17 protein-coding genes are annotated in these 19,526 nt (G+C 69.9%); 16 read left to right on the forward strand and 1 reads right to left on the reverse strand.

Annotation, left to right across the window (positions count from 1 at the left end; translation table 11 throughout):
• Window positions 1–221: 221 nt before the first annotated feature.
• Window positions 222–800, reverse strand: coding sequence for a beta-class carbonic anhydrase (locus tag RV986_RS38135; RefSeq protein WP_475921734.1), 579 nt, complete (start codon window positions 798–800; stop codon window positions 222–224).
• A 437-nt stretch (window positions 801–1,237) separates the two neighbouring features.
• Here RV986_RS38135 and rsmH point away from each other — a divergent pair, with 437 nt between their 5' ends.
• From rsmH to RV986_RS38215, 16 genes are all read left to right on the forward strand, one after another.
• Complete coding sequence (gene rsmH, locus RV986_RS38140; RefSeq protein ID WP_475921735.1) at window positions 1,238–2,194, forward strand: 16S rRNA (cytosine(1402)-N(4))-methyltransferase RsmH; 957 nt, start codon at window positions 1,238–1,240, stop codon at window positions 2,192–2,194.
• 186 nt (window positions 2,195–2,380) lie between these two features.
• Window positions 2,381–2,941, forward strand: coding sequence for a cell division protein FtsL (gene ftsL / locus RV986_RS38145; RefSeq protein WP_475921736.1), 561 nt, complete (start codon window positions 2,381–2,383; stop codon window positions 2,939–2,941).
• A gap of 5 nt (window positions 2,942–2,946) precedes the next feature.
• A complete protein-coding gene (locus tag RV986_RS38150; protein ID WP_475921737.1) occupies window positions 2,947–4,899 on the forward strand; it encodes a peptidoglycan D,D-transpeptidase FtsI family protein in 1,953 nt (650 codons plus the stop codon).
• A 113-nt stretch (window positions 4,900–5,012) separates the two neighbouring features.
• Entirely contained in the window at window positions 5,013–6,668 is a 1,656-nt protein-coding gene (locus RV986_RS38155) for a UDP-N-acetylmuramoyl-L-alanyl-D-glutamate--2,6-diaminopimelate ligase (protein ID WP_475921738.1), read from the forward strand.
• A gap of 4 nt (window positions 6,669–6,672) precedes the next feature.
• Window positions 6,673–8,079 (forward strand): UDP-N-acetylmuramoyl-tripeptide--D-alanyl-D-alanine ligase, encoded by a 1,407-nt coding sequence (locus RV986_RS38160; RefSeq protein ID WP_475921739.1) that lies wholly within the window; start codon window positions 6,673–6,675, stop codon window positions 8,077–8,079.
• Window positions 8,076–9,149: a phospho-N-acetylmuramoyl-pentapeptide-transferase gene (gene mraY / locus RV986_RS38165; protein ID WP_475921740.1), complete on the forward strand. Its 1,074-nt coding sequence runs from the start codon at window positions 8,076–8,078 to the stop codon at window positions 9,147–9,149. The genes RV986_RS38160 and mraY overlap by 4 nt, the downstream gene beginning before the upstream one ends.
• Window positions 9,131–10,570 carry a UDP-N-acetylmuramoyl-L-alanine--D-glutamate ligase gene (gene murD, locus RV986_RS38170; RefSeq protein WP_475921741.1) on the forward strand — a complete coding sequence of 480 codons (1,440 nt, stop codon included), beginning with the start codon at window positions 9,131–9,133 and terminating at the stop codon, window positions 10,568–10,570. The genes mraY and murD overlap by 19 nt, the downstream gene beginning before the upstream one ends.
• A 132-nt stretch (window positions 10,571–10,702) precedes the next feature.
• The gene (ftsW, locus tag RV986_RS38175; protein WP_475921742.1) at window positions 10,703–12,067 is read left to right on the forward strand and encodes a putative lipid II flippase FtsW; all 1,365 of its coding nucleotides are present in this window, start codon (window positions 10,703–10,705) and stop codon (window positions 12,065–12,067) included.
• Window positions 12,068–12,073: 6 nt separating this feature from the next.
• Window positions 12,074–13,165 (forward strand): undecaprenyldiphospho-muramoylpentapeptide beta-N-acetylglucosaminyltransferase, encoded by a 1,092-nt coding sequence (gene murG / locus RV986_RS38180; protein WP_475921743.1) that lies wholly within the window; start codon window positions 12,074–12,076, stop codon window positions 13,163–13,165.
• 25 nt (window positions 13,166–13,190) lie between these two features.
• Window positions 13,191–13,994: a cell division protein FtsQ/DivIB gene (locus RV986_RS38185; RefSeq protein WP_475921744.1), complete on the forward strand. Its 804-nt coding sequence runs from the start codon at window positions 13,191–13,193 to the stop codon at window positions 13,992–13,994.
• Between the two features lie 275 nt (window positions 13,995–14,269).
• Complete coding sequence (gene ftsZ / locus RV986_RS38190) at window positions 14,270–15,463, forward strand: cell division protein FtsZ (protein WP_475921745.1); 1,194 nt, start codon at window positions 14,270–14,272, stop codon at window positions 15,461–15,463.
• Entirely contained in the window at window positions 15,460–16,197 is a 738-nt protein-coding gene (pgeF, locus tag RV986_RS38195) for a peptidoglycan editing factor PgeF (RefSeq protein WP_475921746.1), read from the forward strand. Before ftsZ ends, pgeF begins: the two co-directional genes overlap by 4 nt.
• Window positions 16,198–16,203: 6 nt before the next feature.
• Complete coding sequence (locus tag RV986_RS38200) at window positions 16,204–16,923, forward strand: YggS family pyridoxal phosphate-dependent enzyme (RefSeq protein WP_475921747.1); 720 nt, start codon at window positions 16,204–16,206, stop codon at window positions 16,921–16,923.
• A 129-nt stretch (window positions 16,924–17,052) separates the two neighbouring features.
• Window positions 17,053–17,712, forward strand: a complete 660-nt coding sequence (locus RV986_RS38205) for a cell division protein SepF (RefSeq protein ID WP_475921748.1) — start codon at window positions 17,053–17,055, stop codon at window positions 17,710–17,712.
• Between the two features lie 53 nt (window positions 17,713–17,765).
• The gene (locus RV986_RS38210) at window positions 17,766–18,050 is read left to right on the forward strand and encodes a YggT family protein (RefSeq protein ID WP_028803186.1); all 285 of its coding nucleotides are present in this window, start codon (window positions 17,766–17,768) and stop codon (window positions 18,048–18,050) included.
• Window positions 18,051–18,096: 46 nt separating this feature from the next.
• Complete coding sequence (locus RV986_RS38215) at window positions 18,097–19,428, forward strand: DivIVA domain-containing protein (protein ID WP_475921749.1); 1,332 nt, start codon at window positions 18,097–18,099, stop codon at window positions 19,426–19,428.
• Window positions 19,429–19,526: the final 98 nt, after the last annotated feature.

Below are 19,526 nucleotides of genomic sequence, written 5' to 3' on the forward strand. Positions count from 1 at the left end.
CCGGCCCACCCCGAAACACGGACACCACGCAGGAGAAGTTCCGCGTGACGTCACACCCGCATTCTTGTTGCCGTTACCGGTTCGTGTCACTCGCCTGTGGATAACTGGCAGCGATATGTCAGGTCTTACGGGCCTTTGGGCGCCGGAAGGTCGGGGTTTTTCGTGATGAGAGGGTCCCACGTGGGCCCCGGGAAGTTTTACGAGGGGCCCCGCGGGAGCGTTCAGACGGGATCGATCTCGCGCAGCAGACCCGTGGTCACGTCGAAGACGAAGCCGCGCACGTCGTCCCGGTGCAGGAGGAACGGCGAGGTGCGCACGCGCTGCATCGACTGCCGTACGTCCTGTTCGACGTCACGGAAGGCCTCGACCGCCCAGGCGGGGCGCTGGCCGACCTCCATCTCCAGGTCGTGCCGGAAGTCCTCGGTGAGGGATTCCAGGCCGCAGCCGGTGTGGTGGATGAGGACGACGCTGCGGGTGCCCAGCGCCCGCTGGCTGATGGTGAGGGAGCGGATCACGTCGTCGGTGACGACCCCGCCCGCGTTGCGGATGGTGTGGCAGTCGCCCAGCTCCAGGCCGAGCGCGTCGTGCAGGTCGAGCCGGGCGTCCATGCACGCGACCACGGCGACGTGCAGCACGGGGCGGGCGTCCATCCCCGGGTCGGTGAACGCGGCGGCGTACCGCTGGTTCGCTTCGACTAGGCGGTCGGTCACGGTGCCGTCCGAGGAGAGGCTGTCCGTGGAGATCCCGCCGGCGGTTATGGCGTCTTCGGGCTCTGTGGGCACGGATGCAGAAGTCGTCATAGGTACGACGGTACTGGTCACAAATGAAGTAGGCCTGCTGTGAGAGGGGACAAAGAACGTCATCGTGTCTTGTTGTGAGGTAACCCACATGGGCGGTCCCAGACCGTCCGGACGGATGATTTTTGCTGATTCATGGCGTCGTCCGGGGGTTCGTCGAGGAGTGGTCCGCGACGCGCATGCCGGTTGATTGACCGCGAGACACCGTGGACTAAAGTGACGCGAAGCGGGAGGCGAGACTCTCCCTGCTGGACTGTTTTCCCCCGGAGACCCGGCGATTTTCCGGCGTCTTCCCCCGCGTGCGCGGCGCGTACGTACGGCTCGGCCTCCTCCCGCTCCCGGTCGGCTGACGCCACTCACCCGGCGCCGGCAGGCCTCCCCTTCTGGAGCGGGTGGGGACCCGGTGGTGCGTACGGCCGCGCCGGACCTGAGAGGGCCCCTTGAGCCACAGTCGACACGTCCCGGTGATGCTCCAGCGGTGCCTGGACATGTTGGCCCCTGCCCTCACCGGGCCGGGCGCCGTGGTCGTCGACTGCACCCTGGGACTCGGCGGTCACAGCGAGGCACTGCTGACGCGGTTCCCCGAGGCGCGCCTCGTCGCCCTCGACCGCGACAAGGAGGCGCTGCGCCTCTCCGGAGAGCGGCTCGCCCCCTTCGGAGACCGCGCCACCCTCGTGCACGCGGTCTACGACGAACTGCCCGACGTGCTCGACCGCCTCGGCATCCCGCGCGTCCAGGGCGTGCTGTTCGACCTGGGCGTCTCCTCCATGCAACTCGACGAGGCCGACCGGGGGTTCGCCTACGCCCAGGACGCCCCGCTCGACATGCGGATGGACCAGACGACCGGCATCAGCGCGGCCGAGGTGCTCAACACCTACCCGGCGGGCGAACTGGTGCGGATCCTGCGCGCCTACGGCGAGGAGAAGCAGGCCAAGCGGATCGTCTCCGCCGTCGTGCGCGAACGCGACAAGGAGCCCTTCAGCAACAGCGCACGGCTGGTCGAGCTGATCCGTGACGCCCTGCCGCAGGCCGCCAAGCGCACCGGCGGCAACCCCGCCAAGCGCACCTTCCAGGCGCTGCGCATCGAGGTCAACGGAGAACTCGGCGTCCTGGAGCGGGCGATTCCCGCGGCCGTGAAGACGCTCGCCGTCGGCGGCCGGATCGCCGTCCTGTCGTACCACTCGCTGGAGGACCGGCTGGTCAAGCAGGTGTTCGCGGCCGGCGCCACCACCACCGCGCCGCCCGGTCTGCCGGTCGTGCCCGAGCGTTACCAGCCCCGGCTCAAGCTGCTCACCCGCGGTGCCGAACTTCCCACCGAAGAAGAGGTCGCCGAGAACCGGCGCGCGGCTCCCGCGCGGCTGCGTGGCGCGCAGCGCATCCGTGAGGACGCCGAGTGAGACGACGGGAGGGGGAGAGCGAGTGAGTGGGAAACCCGGACTCGCCGCCGGTGCCCGCGAGTCACGACTGCGGACGCACGGCGCGCCCGTGCGTCCGGACGGCAGACGCACGACGCGATCCCGGGTGGGGAATCCGACCCCGCGGCGCGTGTGCGAGTTGGGAAAGCAAACCCGCAGGGAGGGCCTGTGAGCAGGAAACCCGAACTCAGGGGACGGGCGGCCCGGCTGGCCCGGCTGCTCCCCGCCGGCGGGGGCCACGCCGCCCGCACCCCCTTCGTCCTGCTCGTCGTGCTCCTGCTCGGCGGCGGTCTGATCGGCCTCCTCGTGCTGAACTCCGCACTGAGCGAAGGCTCGTTCCGCCTCGACGACCTGCAGAAGGACACCAAGAGCCTCACCGACGAGGAGCAGGCGCTGCAGCGGGACGTGGACGCCTACTCCGCGCCCGACGCCCTCCAGCTCCGCGCCCGCGAGCTGGGCATGGTCCCGGGCGGCGACCCGGCCTTCCTGAACCCGGACGGCACCGTCAAGGGCGTTCCCGGAGCGGCCGCCCGGCAGTCCTCCGTCCGCACCACGGTGGTGCGCCCGCCGGAGGTCGTCGCCGCCTCGCAGGCCATGAGCCCGCCCCCGGCCACCGGCGCGCCCGCCAAGATCGCTCCCAGTACGCAGCCCCCCACCCCCACGCCTGTTCCCACCCCGACGCCCACCCCCACCCCGTCCGCGCAGCTCTCCTCGACCCCCGGCAGGTGACGGAAGTGTCCGACAGGGAACCGCCACGCCGCCGTGTGCCCGGACCGGCCAGGCCGGTACGCCCCGGCGGCCGGCAGCGCCCGGGCCCCGGCGCCCGCCCCGCCCGCCGCCCGGGCGCGCCCCGGCCCGGCGGCCCGAAAGCCCTCCGGCTCGGCAGCCCCCGCCCCCGGCTGCGCATGGTCAGCCTCGCGCTGACGCTGGTGATGGTCGCCTTCGTCGTACGGCTGCTCCAGGTACAGGCGGTGGACGCGAGCGCGTACGCCGCCAAGGCCGAGCAGAACCGGTATGTCGGCCGCACCCTGGCCGCCACCCGCGGCGGAATCACGGACCGCGACGGCGTGGAGCTCGCGACGAGTGTGGACGCGTACGACATCACGGCCGACCCGACGATGTTCACGCAGGCCGCGACGGAGGCGACGGACGCGCCCGAGCAGGCCGCGGCGCTGCTCGGGCCGATCCTCGGCCAGAGCGCGGACAGCGTCGCCCAGAAGCTCCGGACGAAGAACACCCGCTACACGCTGCTCGCGCACCGCCAGACCCCCCAGGTCTGGAAGCAGATCAAGGACCTGAAGAACACGCTCGCGGCCAAGGCGGAGACCGACAAGGGCACGGTCAACTTCCTCGGTGGCGTCCTCGCGGTCCCGGCGAGCAAGCGCGTGTACCCGAACGGCGATCTCGCCGCCGGGATACTGGGCTGGGTCAACGCCGACGGCAAGGGCGGCGGCGGAGTCGAGCAGGAGCTGAACAAGGAGCTCTCCGGCAAGGACGGCAAGATCCGCTACGCCCAGTCCGGCGGCCGTCAGGTGCCGACCGTGGGGTCGACGGAGACGCCCGCCGTGGCGGGCTCCGACGTCGAGCTGACCATCAACCGCGACCTCCAGTGGGCCGCGCAGAACGCCATCACCGAGCAGGTGAAGGAGTCCAGGGCGGACCGCGGGTACGTGATCGTGCAGGACACCCGCACCGGCGAGATCCTGGCGATGGCCAACTCGCCCGGCTTCGATCCCAACGACCTCTCCCAGGCCAACTCGGCGGCCCTGGGCAACGCCGCCGTCCAGGACGCCTACGAGCCCGGCTCCACCGCCAAGATCATGTCGATGGCCGCCGTGCTGGAGGAGAACGTCGCCACGCCCGGGACGCACGTGGTCGTGCCCAACCGGCTGCAGCGCGGCGACCGCCTCTTCCAGGACGACATCGACCACGCGACCTGGAACCTGACGCTCAACGGCGTGCTCGCCAAGTCCAGCAACATCGGCACCATCCTGGCGACCGGCCAGCTCGGCAAGACGCAGAAGCAGGCGAACCAGGTCCTCTACTCGTATCTGCGCAAGTTCGGCATCGGCAGCTACAGCGGGCTCGACTTCCCCGGCGAGACGAAGGGCATCCTCGCGCCCGCCGACAAGTGGTCGACATCGCAGCAGTACACGATTCCTTTCGGCCAGGGCATGTCGCTCAACGCGATGCAGGCGGCCTCCGTCTACTCGACGATCGCCAACGGCGGCGTACGCGTCGAGCCGACGCTGGTACGCGGCACCAAGGGGCCCGACGGCCGCTTCACCCCGGCCGCCGAGCCCGGGAAGACCAGGGTCGTGAGTGAGAAGACGGCGAAGACCCTCGCCCAGATGCTGGAGTCCGTGGTGGACGACGAGCAGGGCACCGGCACCAAGGCGCGCATCCCCGGCTACCGGGTCGCGGGCAAGACGGGTACGGCCAACCGCGTGGATCCGGCCACCGGCAAGTACCACGGCTACACCTCGTCGTTCGCCGGCTTCGCCCCCGCGGACAAGCCCCGGATCACCGTCTACTGCGCGATCCAGAACGCCACCAAGGGCAGCTACTTCGGCGGTCAGATCTGCGGACCCATCTACAAGCAGGTCATGGAGTTCGCGCTCAAGACCCTCCAGATCCCGCCCACCGGGGCCGGGGCCGCCAATCTGCCCGTGACCTTCACCCCCTGAACCCGCACGCTGCGATCCGCCCCGGCCGCACCTCCCCATCCGCCCGGCACACCGCCCTGACCAGCACCGACGGAAATCCAGCACCGTCCGGACCACCGACCAGGAACCTGCTCGTGACAACGATCACTCCCGATCACGGGAACCATGGCCCGCCACGCCCCTCGCTTCGCTCCGGCGGGGGTGCGCCCGGTACGCTCACCGCCGTGCCACACGCTGATCAGTCCCAAACCACCCAGAAGGGCGTTCCTGTGACATATCCGGGGCCGCCGCGACCGGTTGACGTCTCCGCCACACCCCTGGCGGAACTCGCCGGTCAGCTGGGTGCCGAGACGCCCGGGAGCGCGGCGGAGGTCACGGGCATCACCCATGACTCCCGCGCCGTGCGCCCGGGCGACCTCTACGCCGCGCTGCCCGGCGCCCGTCTGCACGGTGCCGACTTCGTGACGCAGGCGGCCGGTCTCGGCGCCGTCGCCGTGCTGACCGACCCGACCGGCGCCGACCGCGCGGCCGCCACCGGCCTGCCGGTGCTCGTGGTCGACGACCCGCGCGGCCGGATGGGCGAGCTCGCGGCCACCATCTATGGCCACCCCGGCCGCGACCTGCTGCAGATCGGCATCACCGGCACGTCCGGGAAGACCACCACGGCGTACCTCGTCGAGGGCGGTCTGAAGACGGTCCGCTCGACCGGTCTGATCGGCACGGTGGAGATGCGCATCGGTGAGGAGCGCATCAAGTCGGAGCGCACCACCCCCGAAGCCACCGACCTTCAGGCGCTGTTCGCGGTCATGCGTGAGCGCGGCGTCGACGCGGTCGCGATGGAGGTCTCCAGCCACGCGCTGGTCCTCGGCCGGGTCGACGGCTGTGTCTTCGACATCGCCGTCTTCAACAACCTCAGCCCGGAACACATGGAGTTCCACTCCGACATGGAGGACTACTTCCGGGCCAAGGCGCAGCTGTTCACACCGCAACGCAGCAAACTCGGCGTCGTCAACCTCGACGACGAGTACGGGCGCAGGCTGGCCGAGGAGGCCACCGTCCCCGTCGTCACCTTCTCCGCCGAGGGCCACCCGGACGCCGACTGGCGCGCCGAGGGCGTCGAGGTCGGTCCCATGGACTCGGCCTTCGTCGCGGTCGGCCCCAAGGGCGAGCGGATCACCGCCAGGTCGCCGCTCGCGGGCCCCTTCAACGTGGCGAACACCCTCGCCGCGATCGTCGCCCTCGCCGTCGCCGGGATCGACCCGCAGACCGCCGCCGACGGCATCGCCGCCGTCCCGGGCGTGCCGGGCCGCCTGGAGCGCGTGGACGCGGGCCAGCCCTACCTCGCGGTCGTCGACTACGCCCACAAGACGGACGCCGTCGAATCGGTCCTGCGCGCGCTGCGCAAGGTCACCGAGGGCAGACTGCTCATCGTGCTCGGCTGCGGCGGCGACCGCGACCGGACCAAGCGGAAGCCGATGGGCGCCGCCGCGGTCCGGTTCGCCGACATCGCCGTACTGACATCGGACAACCCCCGCTCCGAGGACCCCCTCGCGATCCTCGCGACGATGCTCGCGGGCGCCGCCGAGGTGCCGGCGCACGAGCGCGGCGAGGTCCAGGTCTTCGAGGACCGGGCCGCCGCCGTCGCCGCCGCCGTCGCCCGGGCGCGGCCCGGCGACACCGTGCTGGTCGCGGGCAAGGGCCACGAGCAGGGCCAGGACATCGCCGGGGTGGTGCGTCCCTTCGACGACCGCCAGGTGCTTCGCGAAGCTATCCAGAAGACCCAGGGATGAACTTGTGATCGCCCTCTCTCTCGCCGAGATCGCAGCAGTCGTCGGCGGGCAGACGTACGACATACCGGATCCGGCGGTACAGGTCACCGGACCGGTCGTCAGAGACTCCCGTGAGGTGGAGTCCGGCAGCCTCTTCGTCGCCTTCGCCGGCGAGCGCGTGGACGGCCACGACTTCGCCGGGGCCGTCGTCGAGGCGGGCGCGGTCGCCGTACTGGCCTCCCGGCCCGTCGGCGTCCCCGCGATCGTCGTGCCGGACGTGCAGACGGCTCTCGGTGCCCTCGCCCGCCATGTCGTCGAGCGGCTCGGCGCGACCCTCGTGGCCCTCACCGGCTCCGCGGGCAAGACCAGCACCAAGGACCTGATCGCCCAGGTGCTGCGGAGCAAGGCGCCGACCGTCTTCACGCCGGGCTCGTTCAACAACGAGATCGGCCTGCCGCTGACCGCGCTGAGCGCCACCGAGGAGACCAGGTTCCTCGTGCTGGAGATGGGCGCCCGCGGCCTCGGCCACATCCGCTACCTCACGGACCTCACCCCTCCGAAGATCGGCCTCGTCCTCAACGTCGGGACCGCCCACATCGGCGAGTTCGGCGGACGCGAACAGATTGCACAGGCGAAGGGTGAGCTCGTCGAGAGCCTCCCGGAGGACGGTGCCGCGGTCCTCAACGCCGACGACCCCCTCGTACGCGCCATGGCGTCCCGGACCAAGGCCCGCGTGATCCTCTTCGGAGAGTCCGGCGAAGCGGACGTACGCGCAGAGAACGTGCGTCTCACGGCTGCCGGACAGCCTCTATTCAGGCTTCACACACCCTCCGGGTGCAGTGACGTGACCATGCGCCTGTACGGTGAGCATCACGTGTCGAACGCGCTCGCCGCGGCCGCCGTCGCCCATGAGCTGGGCATGTCCGCAGACGAGATCGCAGTGGCGCTCTCCGAGGCGGGCTCCCTCTCCCGCTGGCGGATGGAGGTCACCGAGCGCCCGGACGGCGTGACGGTCGTCAACGACGCCTACAACGCGAACCCCGAGTCCATGCGAGCCGCCCTGCGGGCACTCGCGGCCATGGGTCAGGGGCGTCGTACGTGGGCGGTGCTCGGTCAGATGGCCGAGCTCGGGGACGAGGCGCTCGCCGAGCACGACGCGGTCGGGCGGCTCGCCGTCCGACTCAACGTCAGCAAGCTCGTCGCGGTCGGGGGCAGGGAAGCGTCCTGGCTCCAACTGGGCGCATATAACGAGGGTTCGTGGGGTGAGGAGTCGGTGCACGTGTCCGACGCACAGGCGGCTGTCGACCTGTTGCGCAGCGAGTTGCGCCCGGGGGACGTCGTACTCGTGAAGGCGTCCCGGTCGGTCGGGCTGGAACGGGTGGCGCAGGCGCTGCTCGACAGCGGTGCCGAGGGTGAGGTTGCTGCCCGATGATGAAGCAGATCCTGTTCGCAGGAGTCATTGGCCTCTTCCTCACCTTGATCGGCACTCCGCTGCTGATCAAGCTGCTGGCCCGCAAGGGCTACGGCCAGTACATCCGCGACGACGGCCCGCGCGAGCACCACCACAAGCGCGGTACGCCGACCATGGGTGGTATCGCCTTCATCCTGGCGACGATCGCCGCGTACTTCCTGTCCAAGGTGATCACGGGCTACGCGCCGACCTTCTCGGGTCTGCTGGTGCTCGGCCTGATGGCCGGCATGGGCCTGGTCGGCTTCCTGGACGACTACATCAAGATCGTCAAGCGGCGTTCGCTCGGTCTGCGGGCCAAGGCGAAGATGGCCGGACAGCTGATCGTCGGCATCTCCTTCGCGGTGCTCGCACTCCAGTTCTCCGACAACCGCGGCAACACCCCGGCCTCCACCAAGCTCTCCTTCGTCCAGGACTTCGGCTGGACCATCGGCCCGGTGCTGTTCGTGGTCTGGGCGCTGTTCATGATCCTGGCGATGTCGAACGGCGTGAACCTGACGGACGGTCTGGACGGCCTCGCCACCGGCGCCTCCGTGCTGGTGTTCGGCGCCTACACGTTCATCGGCGTCTGGCAGTTCCAGGAGTCCTGCGCCAACACGCAGACCCTGACCAACCCGGCCGCCTGCTACGAGGTACGAGATCCCCTGGACCTCGCGATCGTCGCCTCCGCGCTGATGGGAGCCTGCCTCGGCTTCCTGTGGTGGAACACCTCGCCCGCGAAGATCTTCATGGGCGACACCGGTTCGCTGGCCCTGGGCGGCGCGCTGGCCGGCCTCGCGATCTGCTCCCGCACCGAGCTGCTGGTCGCGCTGCTCGGCGGCCTCTTCGTCCTGATCACCATGTCGGTGGTCATCCAGGTCGGGTCCTTCCGGCTCACCGGCAAGCGCGTCTTCCGGATGGCACCACTCCAGCACCACTTCGAACTCAAGGGCTGGTCGGAAGTCCTGGTCGTGGTCCGCTTCTGGATCATTCAGGGCATCTGTGTGATTGTCGGACTGGGCATCTTCTACGCGGGATGGGCGGCCGAGAAGTGACCTCCTCGGAGTTCCAGGGCAAGCACGTCACCGTCGCCGGACTCGGCGTCTCCGGGATCCCGGCGGCACGTGTCCTGCACGGGCTCGGCGCGCTCGTCACAGTCGTCAACGACGGCGACGACGAGCGTTCCCGGGCCCAGGCCGCGGAGCTGGAGGCGCTCGGCGTCACCGTGCGCCTCGGTGACGGCGACACCCTGCCCGGGGGCACCGAGCTGATCGTCACCGCGCCCGGCTGGAAGCCGGACAAACCACTGTTCGCCGCGGCCGCCGCGGCGGGCGTGCCGGTCTGGGGCGACGTCGAGCTGGCCTGGCGGCTCAGGGGCCTCGACGGCAGAGAGCCGGCCCCCTGGCTCGCCGTCACCGGCACCAACGGCAAGACCACGACCGTCCGGATGCTCGCCTCCATCCTGACGGCGGCCGGACTGCGCACGGCCGCCGTCGGCAACATCGGCGTCTCGCTGCTGGACGCCGTGCTGGGCGAGGAGACCTACGACGTCCTCGCGGTGGAGCTGTCGAGCTACCAGCTGCACTGGGCGCCCTCACTGCGCGCGCACTCCGCGGCCGTACTGAACCTCGCGCCCGACCACCTCGACTGGCACGGCTCCATGGAGGCGTACGCCGCCGACAAGGGCCGTGTCTACGAAGGCAATCGGGTCGCCTGCGTCTACAACGTCGCCGACAAGGCCACCGAGGACCTGGTGCGCGAGGCAGACGTCGAGGAGGGCTGCCGGGCCGTCGGCTTCACGCTCTCCGCGCCCGGACCCTCCCAACTCGGCGTCGTGGAAGGCCTCCTGGTCGACCGCGCCTTCGTCGAGAACCGGCAGAAGAACGCCCAGGAGCTCGCCCAGGTCTCCGACGTCGACCCGCCCGCCCCGCACAACATCGCCAACGCCCTTGCGGCGGCGGCCCTGGCGCGCGCCTTCGGGGTGCCCGCGACGGCCGTACGGGACGGACTGCGGGCCTTCACGCCGGACGCCCACCGCATCGCGCACGTCGCCGACGTGGACGGGGTCGCGTACGTCGACGACTCCAAGGCGACCAACACACATGCCGCGGAAGCCTCTTTGGCGGCGTACGAGTCCATCGTGTGGATCGCGGGAGGGCTCGCCAAGGGCGCGACCTTCGACGAGCTGGTCGCCAAGTCGGCCAAGCGACTTCGGGGGGTCGTACTGATCGGTGCGGATCGTGCGCTGATCCGTGAAGCCCTCGTGCGACACGCGCCGGAAGTACCCGTCGTCGACCTCGACCGGACCGACACTGGGGCGATGCTCGCGGCGGTTCGGGAGGCGCGGGGGCTCGCTCACGCGGGCGACACGGTGTTGCTGGCGCCCGCCTGCGCCTCCATGGACATGTTCGCCAACTACAACAAGCGCGGGGACGCCTTCGCGGACGCGGTTCGCGCACTCGACGCGAGCGCCTGACGGCGGGTCTCGGACGGTCCGGGCGCGCCCGGGACCCTTGGGAGGGACGCGTGACGCCATGCTGGGGATCCCCAACGCCCTGTGGATCGCCCTGGGGGACGCCTTCCCACGGCGGGCCGGAGGGAGCCGGTGATGGCCGATAGCCGCACAGGCCGTCCCCCCGTCCGGCGTGCCCCCGGACGGCCCGCCACGCCCCGGTCCCCCCGTGACAACCCCCTGCGCGTGCTCTACACCCGTGCCCACAAGGCCTGGGACCGGCCGCTCACCGCGTACTATCTGATCTTCGGCAGCAGCCTGTTGATCACCGTGCTGGGCCTGGTGATGGTCTACTCGGCCTCGATGATCACCGCGCTGCAGCTGTCGCTGCCGGGGTCGTTCTTCTTCCGCAAACAGTTCCTCGCGGCCTCGATCGGCACGGTGCTGCTCCTGATCGCCATGCGGGTACCGGTGAAACTGCACCGGGCGCTGGCGTACCCGATCCTGGCCGGCGCCGTCTTCCTGATGATCCTCGTACAGGTCCCGGGGATAGGGATGGCGGTCAACGGCAACCAGAACTGGATCTCCCTCGGCGGCTCGTTCCAGATCCAGCCCAGCGAGTTCGGCAAGCTCGCGCTCGTGCTCTGGGGAGCCGACCTGCTCGCCCGCAAGCAGGACAGGGCCATGTTGGCGCAGTGGAAGCACATGCTGGTGCCACTTGTCCCGGTCACCTTCCTGCTGCTCGGGCTGATCATGCTCGGCGGCGACATGGGTACGGCGATCATCCTCACCGCCATCCTCTTCGGGCTGCTGTGGCTGGCCGGAGCGCCCACGCGGCTGTTCGGAGGCGTGCTGTCGGTCGCCCTCACGATCGGCTTCATCCTCATCAAGACCAGCCCCAACCGGATGTCCCGGCTCGCCTGCATCGGCGCCACCGAGCCCGGCCCGAACGACTCCTGCTGGCAGGCCGTGCACGGCATCTACGCCCTGGCCTCCGGCGGACTGTTCGGATCCGGCCTGGGTGCCAGTGTGGAGAAATGGGGCCAACTTCCCGAAGCGCACACCGACTTCATCTTCGCCATCACCGGGGAGGAACTGGGCCTCGCGGGGACGCTGTCGGTGCTCGCCCTCTTCGCGGCTCTAGGCTATGCGGGTATCCGCGTGGCCGGACGCACGGAGGACCCCTTCGTGAGGTATGCCGCGGGAGGCGTGACCACCTGGATCACGGCCCAGGCCGTGATCAACATCGGTGCGGTGCTCGGTCTGCTGCCGATCGCCGGAGTCCCGCTCCCGCTGTTCTCCTACGGGGGCTCCGCCCTGCTGCCGACCATGTTCGCCATCGGGCTGCTGATCGCGTTCGCGCGCGACGAGCCCGCTGCGCGGGCGGCGCTGGCGATGCGGCAACCCCGCTTTGGCAGAAAGCGTGCTGCGGTGAGAGGCTCCGCGGGGGCCGCGGGGCCTCGGAGATGGAACACGATGCGACGGCGTGCCTCGGCGGCGCGTTCGTCCGGAGAGCGGTGAATTTCGGTGCATGTCGTACTCGCCGGCGGGGGGACCGCCGGCCACATCGAGCCCGCGCTCGCCCTCGCGGACGCCCTGCGCAGGCAGGACCCGAGTGTGGGCATCACGGCCCTGGGCACGGAGCGCGGACTTGAGACCCGGCTCGTACCCGAGCGTGGGTACGAACTCGCGCTGATCCCCGCCGTGCCGCTGCCACGCAAGCCGACCCCGGAGCTGATCACCGTCCCCGGGCGGCTGCGCGGCACGATCAAGGCGGCCGAGCAGATCCTGGAGCGCACCAAGGCGGACGCGGTCGTCGGCTTCGGCGGCTATGTCGCGCTGCCCGCCTATCTCGCGGCCAAGCGCCTCGGCGTGCCGATCGTCATCCACGAGGCCAACGCCCGGCCCGGCCTCGCCAACAAGATCGGCTCGCGGTACGCCGCCCAGGTCGCCGTCTCGACCCCGGACAACAAGCTCCGGGGCGCCCGCTACATCGGGATCCCGCTGCGCCGCTCCATCGCCACCCTCGACCGGGCCGCCGTACGCCCCGAGGCGCGCGCCGCGTTCGGTCTGGACTCCGCCTTGCCGACCCTGCTGGTGTCGGGCGGCTCGCAGGGCGCCCGGCGCCTCAACGAGGTCGTCCAGCAGGCGGCGCCGTACCTCCAGCAGGCCGGTATCCAGATCCTGCACGCGGTCGGCCCGAAGAACGAACTGCCGCAGGTCCACCAGATGCCGGGAATGCCCCCGTACATCCCGGTACCGTACGTGGACCGGATGGACCTCGCGTACGCCGCGGCCGACATGATGCTCTGCCGCGCGGGCGCGATGACCGTCGCCGAACTCTCCGCCGTCGGGCTGCCCGCCGCCTACGTCCCGCTGCCCATCGGCAACGGCGAACAGCGGCTGAACGCCCAGCCGGTGGTCAAGGCCGGCGGTGGGCTGCTGGTCGACGACGCGGAACTGACACCCCAGTGGGTGCAGCAGAATGTGCTGCCCGTGCTCGCCGACCCGCACCGGCTGTACGAGATGTCCCGCGCCGCCAGCGAGTTCGGCCGCCGGGACGCCGACGACCTGCTCGTCGGCATGGTGTACGAGGCGATCGCCTCTCGCCACCACTAGGCACAGGTGAGGGAAGGCAGGGAGCGTGGCCGGACCGACGACCGCCGACCGCGGTGAACGGCAGAAGCTGGAGTCGGGCCGGCCCCGGCCGCCCCGTCTCGTGCGGCTGCGCCGCCTTCGTATGCTCATCAGCCTTTTGATCGCGGTGGTGTTGGCCGGCGCCGCCGCGATCTGGGTTCTGTACGGCTCGCAGTGGCTGCGGGTCGAGAAGGTGTCGGTCTCCGGCACCCAGGTCCTGGCGGAGCAGCAGGTGCGCGAAGCGGCCGCGGTGTCGGTCGGATCGCCACTGATTTCCGTCGACATCGATGCCATTGAGGCGCGATTGCTTCGGAAATTGCCCCGAATTGACGCGGTTGATGTCGTCCGATCCTGGCCGCACGGAATCGTGCTGAAAGTGACCGAACGTACCCCGGTCCTCATTCTCAAAAACTCCGGAAACGGCGCCAAGTACATCGAAGTGGACGCCAAGGGTGTGCGATTCGCGACGGTTTCGGCCGCCCCGAAGGGGGTGCCCACGCTGGAATTGGCGGTGTCGGGGAAGTCCGACGCGGCCGGGCTGCGCCGCTTCCCGGTCGACCGGCTGGTGCGCGAGGCGGTGGGGGTGGCCGCGAACATTCCGGGCGCCGTCGCCCGCGACACCCAGGTCGTCAAGGTCCGTTCGTACGACTCCATCTCGCTGGAGTTGAGCGGTGGCCGCACCGTCGAGTGGGGGAGCGGCGAGAAGGGCCGTGCGAAGGCCAGGACGCTCATCGCTCTCATGAAAGCAGCTCCAGGGGCCAGGTACTTCGACGTCAGCGCCCCCACGGCCCCTGCGTCATCGGGGAGTTGACGCACATCTGCGCAGGCCAGCACCCTGGTTGGGCAGCGCTACGCCTGATCACATAGGGTGAAAAGAAAAACGGGAGGTTCGGCGTGTTCGTTGAACGTGCGCCACTTGTCGACTTAGTGTCCTGTTCGGAAGAGTCCAAGGAACAGACACACTGGTAACCCTAAACTTCAGCGTTAGGGTTCGGGTCGGCGTTCGGACCGTCCCATTCGGCATCAGTCGTCGGATCGCGATCGTGCGAGGCGACGACACGTAACTCGAGGCGAGAGGCCTTCGACGTGGCAGCACCGCAGAACTACCTCGCAGTCATCAAAGTCATCGGTGTCGGCGGCGGTGGTGTCAATGCCATCAACCGGATGATCGAGGTCGGTCTCAAGGGCGTCGAGTTCATCGCCATCAACACGGACGCGCAAGCTCTGTTGATGAGCGACGCCGACGTCAAGCTCGACGTCGGCCGCGAACTCACCCGCGGACTCGGCGCCGGAGCCAACCCGGCCGTCGGCCGCAAGGCGGCCGAGGACCACCGCGAGGAGATCGAGGAGGTCCTCAAGGGGGCCGACATGGTCTTCGTGACGGCCGGCGAGGGCGGCGGCACCGGCACCGGCGGCGCGCCCGTCGTGGCCAACATCGCCCGCTCGCTCGGCGCCCTCACCATCGGCGTGGTCACGCGTCCGTTCACCTTCGAGGGACGGCGCCGCGCCAACCAGGCCGAGGACGGCATCGCGGAACTCCGCGAAGAGGTCGACACCCTCATCGTCATCCCGAACGACCGGCTGCTGTCCATCTCGGACCGCCAGGTCTCCGTCCTCGACGCGTTCAAGTCGGCGGACCAGGTCCTGCTCTCCGGTGTTCAGGGCATCACCGACCTCATCACCACACCCGGTCTGATCAACCTCGACTTCGCCGACGTCAAGTCCGTGATGTCCGAGGCGGGTTCGGCGCTCATGGGCATCGGCTCGGCCCGCGGCGACGACCGCGCGGTGGCGGCGGCCGAGATGGCGATCTCCTCGCCGCTCCTGGAGGCCTCCATCGACGGCGCCCGGGGCGTCCTGCTCTCCATCTCCGGCGGCTCCGACCTCGGCCTGTTCGAGATCAACGAGGCCGCCCAGCTGGTCAGCGAGGCGGCGCACCCCGAGGCCAACATCATCTTCGGCGCGGTCATCGACGACGCGCTCGGGGACGAGGTGCGGGTCACCGTCATCGCCGCCGGCTTCGACGGCGGTCAGCCGCCGGCCAAGCGGGACAACATCCTCGGTTCCACGGCCGCAAAGCAGCGCGAGGAGCCCGCGCCGGTACGGGCCGCCGAGAGCCGTCCGTCCTTCGGCTCCCTCGGCAGCGTCACGCCGAAGGAGGCCCCGGCCCCCGCTCCGGAGCCGGTGAGCGAGATCCCGGTCTCTCCGCCGGTCCCGCCGTCCCGCTCCTACTCGGACAGCGCGGCCGAGGAGCTGGACGTGCCGGACTTCCTGAAGTGATAGGACAGCGCTCCGAAACGAGCACCGTGAGCGGCGCGCACTTCGCCTTCACCGACCGGTGGGGCGGGGTGAGCGCCGTTCCGTACGAGGAGCTCAACCTCGGCGGAGCGGTCGGCGACGACCCCGACGCCGTACGGACCAATCGTGAACTGGCCGCCAAGTCGCTCGGACTGGATCCGGCCGAGGTGGTCTGGATGAAGCAGGTGCACGGACCGGACGTGGCCGTCGTCGACGGACCGTGGGGCTCCTCGGAGATCCCCTCCGTCGACGCGATCGTCACCGCACGGCGAGGCCTCGCGCTCGCCGTCCTCACCGCGGACTGCACCCCGGTCCTGCTCGCCGACCCGGTCGCCGGGATCGTGGCCGCGGCCCACGCGGGACGGCCCGGGATGGTCGCGGGGGTCGTCCCCGCGACCGTACGGGCCATGGTGGAACTCGGCGCCGAGCCCGCCCGGATCGTCGCCCGCACCGGACCCGCGGTCTGCGGCCGGTGCTACGAAGTGCCGGACGCGATGCGCGCCGAAGTCGCCGCCGTCGAGCCGGCGGCGTTCGCCGAGACCGGTTGGGGCACTCCCGCTGTCGATGTGACCGCCGGAGTGCACGCGCAACTGGAACGGCTCGGGGTGTGCGACCGGGAGCAGTCGCCGGTGTGCACGCTGGAGTCGGACGACCACTTCTCGTACCGACGGGACCGCACCACCGGGCGGCTCGCGGGCTATGTCTGGTTGGACTGATGGGGCATGACGGACCGTAAGGCTCAACTCGCCGCAAATCTGGCGAAAGTGGAAGAGCGCATCACGGCGGCGTGCGTGGCCGCCGGGCGCAAACGTGAAGAGGTGACCCTGGTCGTGGTCACCAAGACCTACCCCGCGAGTGATGTGCGGATCCTGTCGGAACTCGGCGTGCGCCATGTCGCCGAGAACCGGGATCAGGACGCGGCACCCAAGGCCGCGGCTTGCTCGGATCTACCCCTCTTGTGGCATTTTGTCGGTCAGTTGCAGACCAACAAGGTGCGTTCTGTGGTCGGTTATGCGGATGTGGTGCAGTCGGTCGACCGTTCCCGGCTTGTCGCGGCCCTGTCGAAGGAGGCGGTGCGGGCGGAGCGCGAGGTGGGGTGTCTCATCCAGGTCGCGCTGGACGCGGCGGAGGGCGGCCACGGTGAGCGGGGAGGCGTGGGAGTCGGCGGAGTCGAGGAGTTGGCCGACCTGGTCGCCGGGGCCGAGGGGCTCCGGCTCGACGGGCTGATGACCGTCGCTCCGCTCGCCGGGGCGTACGTCGGGCGCCAACAAGCTGCGTTCGAGCGGCTGATGGATTTGTCGACTGCTATGCGCCGCACGCATCCGGCTGCGAACATGGTGTCCGCAGGGATGAGTGCGGACCTCGAGCAGGCCGTGGCGGCCGGAGCGACACATGTGCGCGTCGGTACGGCGGTACTCGGAGTCCGACCCAGGCTCGGGTAACGTCGCCAAGAAGTCGGACCACAGCAGAAAATATGGTCATTACCGCCACTGGCGGGCATAACGACCTCGTGGATCGCGGGCACTTGGCAATTCGTCAGCCGATCCACCACAGAGCGGAGGACTCAGAGCATGGCCGGCGCGATGCGCAAGATGGCGGTCTACCTCGGCCTCGTGGAGGACGATGGGTACGACGGCAGGGGATTCGACCCCGATGACGAGTTCGAGCCCGAGCTCGATCCGGAACCCGAGCGGGACCGTCGGCGGCACGAGCCGCCCCATCAGTCGCACCAGGTGCATCAGGCGCATCAGGCGCATCAGTCTCAAAGGGACGAATCGGTACGAGTGGTACAGCCCCCTGCGCAGCGCGATCCGGTGCCGCATTCCGCTTCGCTATCTGCGGAATCCGGGCGTCCGGCGCGTATCGCGCCCGTGGCATCCATCACACAAGAACGCGCAAGCCTGGAGAAGAACGCACCGGTGATCATGCCCAAGGTCGTGTCGGAACGAGAGCCGTACCGGATCACCACACTTCACCCGCGGACCTACAACGAAGCCCGTACCATCGGGGAACACTTCCGCGAGGGCACCCCGGTGATCATGAATCTGACTGAGATGGATGACACAGATGCGAAGCGACTTGTCGACTTTGCGGCTGGTTTGGTGTTTGGTCTCCACGGCAGCATCGAGCGGGTGACGCAGAAGGTGTTCCTGTTGTCGCCTGCTAACGTCGATGTCACGGCGGAGGACAAGGCCCGCATCGCAGAGGGCGGGTTCTTCAACCAGAGCTGAGACGCAGGACCGGAATCAAGGTACGGAAACAGGGGAGAGGGAAGCACGGGATCATGAGCGTGGTCGGGCAGGTTCTCTACATCGCGCTGATGTGTTTCCTCATCGTGCTGATTTTCCGGTTGGTCATGGACTACGTCTTCCAGTTCGCCCGCTCATGGCAACCCGGCAAGGCGATGGTGGTCGTTCTTGAGGCCACCTACACTGTCACCGATCCACCGCTCAAGCTTCTGCGGCGGTTCATTCCGCCGCTGCGTCTCGGGGGCGTGGCGCTAGACCTGTCCTTCTTCGTACTGATGATCATCGTCTACATCCTGATCTCCGTCGTGAGCCGGCTGTGAACGATACGGTCTTGCCGAATGCCGACGACTACGTTGAGGTGAAGAGATGCCGTTGACCCCCGAGGACGTGCGGAACAAGCAGTTCACGACCGTCCGCCTCCGAGAAGGCTATGACGAGGACGAGGTCGATGCCTTCCTCGATGAGGTCGAAGCCGAACTGACGCGACTGCTCCGCGAGAACGAGGACCTGCGCGCCAAACTGGCGGCGGCCACGCGCGCGGCTGCGCAGAACCAGCAGCAGGGCATGCGCAAGCCGCCCGAGCAGCAGGACCAGCAGCAGGGCCCGCCGCAGGGCATGCGAGGTCCCGGCGCCCCGGTGCCCGCCGGCATATCGGGCCCGCCGCAGCAGCAGATGGGTGGCCCCATGGGAGGCCCGCCCCAGCTGCCGAGCGGTGCGCCGCAGCTGCCCGCAGGCCCCAGCGCGCAGGGCGGTCAGCAGGGCCAGGGCCCCATGGGCCAGGGTCCGATGGGTCAGGGCCCCATGGGTCAGGGCCAGATGGGCCAGGGCCAGATGGGTCAGGGCCAGATGGGCCAGGGCCAGATGGGCCAGGGTCCGATGGGTCAGGGCCCCATGGGCCAGGGTCCGATGGGTCAGGGTCCGATGGGCCAGGGCCCCATGGGGCAAGGCCAGATGGGCCAGGGTCCGATGGGCCAGGGTCCCGGCCAGCAGATGCAGCAGCAGATGGGGCAGATGCAGCCGCCGCAGATGCAGCAGATGGGTGGCCCGATGGGCGGCCCCATGGGCGGTCACGGCCCGCAGATGCCGCAGCAGGGCCCCGGTGGCGACAGCGCCGCCCGCGTGCTCTCGCTGGCCCAGCAGACCGCCGACCAGGCGATCGCCGAGGCCCGCTCCGAGGCGAACAAGATCGTCGGCGAGGCCCGCAGCCGTGCCGAGGGTCTTGAGCGCGACGCCCGCGCCAAGGCTGACGCGCTGGAGCGGGACGCGCAGGAGAAGCACCGCGTCGCGATGGGCTCCCTGGAGTCCGCCCGCGCCACGCTGGAGCGCAAGGTCGAGGACCTGCGTGGCTTCGAGCGCGAGTACCGCACGCGTCTGAAGTCCTACCTGGAGTCGCAGCTGCGCCAGCTGGAGACGCAGGCGGACGACTCGCTGGCTCCGCCGCGTGCCCCGGCCGCGGCCTCCCTGCCTTCGCCCTCGGCGCCTTCGATGGCTCCGGCCGGTGCGAGTGCGCCGTCGTACGGCGGTGGACAGGGCATGGGTGGTGCTCCGGCGCCGGCCGCGCCGTCCTACGGTGGACAGCAGCAGATGTCGCCGGCGATGACCCAGCCGATGGCTCCGGTGCGGCCGCAGGGCCCGTCGCCGATGCAGCAGGCTCCCTCGCCGATGCGTGGGTTCCTCATCGACGAGGACGACAACTGACGGCGATCAGTACGCCTTAGGCGTCGGCAGCGTTCAGGGCGGAGCCCCGGATTCTTTCCGGGGCTCCGCCCTTTTGTCTTGTTGTGCGTTGGGCGTGT

This window comes from Streptomyces sp. RLA012, assembly GCF_056270325.1.

Coding starts and splice junctions, on each gene's coding strand:
- mraY (WP_475921740.1), top strand. CDS start 8,076: ATGATGAAGCAGATCCTGTTCGCAGGAGTCATTGGCCTCTTCCTCACC.
- RV986_RS38215 (WP_475921749.1), top strand. CDS start 18,097: ATGCCGTTGACCCCCGAGGACGTGCGGAACAAGCAGTTCACGACCGTC.
- RV986_RS38135 (WP_475921734.1), bottom strand. CDS start 800: ATGACGACTTCTGCATCCGTGCCCACAGAGCCCGAAGACGCCATAACC.
- murD (WP_475921741.1), top strand. CDS start 9,131: ATGGGCGGCCGAGAAGTGACCTCCTCGGAGTTCCAGGGCAAGCACGTC.
- RV986_RS38200 (WP_475921747.1), top strand. CDS start 16,204: ATGACGGACCGTAAGGCTCAACTCGCCGCAAATCTGGCGAAAGTGGAA.
- ftsW (WP_475921742.1), top strand. CDS start 10,703: ATGGCCGATAGCCGCACAGGCCGTCCCCCCGTCCGGCGTGCCCCCGGA.
- RV986_RS38205 (WP_475921748.1), top strand. CDS start 17,053: ATGGCCGGCGCGATGCGCAAGATGGCGGTCTACCTCGGCCTCGTGGAG.
- RV986_RS38210 (WP_028803186.1), top strand. CDS start 17,766: ATGAGCGTGGTCGGGCAGGTTCTCTACATCGCGCTGATGTGTTTCCTC.